This window comes from Gilliamella sp. B2828, from assembly GCF_026537125.1.
GTDB lineage: Bacteria > Pseudomonadota > Gammaproteobacteria > Enterobacterales > Orbaceae > Gilliamella.
On sequence record NZ_JAFNMU010000026.1, the window covers coordinates 1 to 1,186 of the forward strand.

Genomic DNA, 1,186 nt, shown 5'->3' on the forward strand with positions numbered 1-1,186 from the left:
ATGTCTAAAGAAAAATTTGAACGTACAAAACCCCACGTTAACGTTGGTACAATCGGCCACGTTGACCATGGTAAAACAACTTTAACAGCAGCAATTACTTCTGTACTTTCTAAAAAATACGGCGGTCAAGCACGTGCATTCGATCAAATCGATAATGCACCAGAAGAAAAAGCACGTGGTATCACCATCAACACTTCACACGTTGAATACGATACCCCGACTCGTCACTACGCACACGTAGACTGCCCGGGCCATGCTGACTATGTTAAAAACATGATCACTGGTGCGGCACAAATGGACGGTGCTATCTTAGTAGTAGCAGCAACAGATGGTCCTATGCCACAAACTCGTGAGCACATTCTTTTAGGTCGTCAAGTAGGTGTTCCATACATCATCGTATTTTTAAACAAATGCGATATGGTTGATGATGAAGAATTATTAGAATTAGTTGAAATGGAAGTACGTGAACTTCTATCTCAATACGATTTCCCAGGTGATGACACTCCAGTCATTCGTGGTTCAGCGTTAAAAGCGTTAGAAGGCGATGCAGCATGGGAAGAAAAAATTGTTGAATTAGCTGAAGCTTTAGACAGCTACATCCCGGAACCAGAGCGTGATATCGATAAACCATTCCTACTTCCAATTGAAGACGTGTTCTCAATTTCAGGACGTGGTACAGTGGTAACAGGTCGTGTAGAACGTGGTGTAATCAAAGTTGGTGAAGAAGTTGAAATCGTTGGTATCAAACCAACAACAAAAACAACTTGTACTGGCGTTGAAATGTTCCGTAAATTGCTAGACGAAGGTCGTGCGGGTGAAAACGTTGGTGTCTTACTACGTGGTACAAAACGTGAAGAAATCGAACGTGGTCAAGTATTAGCAAAACCAGGCTCAATCACACCACATACTGATTTCGAATCAGAAGTATATATTCTAAGTAAAGATGAAGGTGGTCGTCATACTCCATTCTTCAAAGGCTACCGTCCACAGTTCTACTTCCGTACAACTGACGTAACTGGAACAATCGAGTTACCAGAAGGCGTAGAGATGGTAATGCCAGGTGATAACATCAAAATGACTGTATCATTAATTCACCCAATCGCAATGGCAGAAGGCTTACGCTTTGCTATCCGTGAAGGTGGTCGTACTGTTGGTGCTGGTGTTGTTGCTAAGGTTATTAAATAAT

1 protein-coding gene is annotated in these 1,186 nt (G+C 42.1%); it reads left to right on the top strand.

Features of this window, described 5'->3' with window-relative positions:
- Window positions 1-1,185 carry an elongation factor Tu gene (tuf, locus tag J3U19_RS11415; RefSeq protein WP_267342169.1) on the top strand — a complete coding sequence of 395 codons (1,185 nt, stop codon included), beginning with the start codon at window positions 1-3 and terminating at the stop codon, window positions 1,183-1,185.
- The last annotated feature ends 1 nt before the right edge of the window (window position 1,186 follow it).

Excerpts from the sequence above, each read along its gene's own strand:
- tuf (WP_267342169.1), top strand. The coding sequence starts at position 1 with ATGTCTAAAGAAAAATTTGAACGTACAAAACCCCACGTTAACGTTGGT.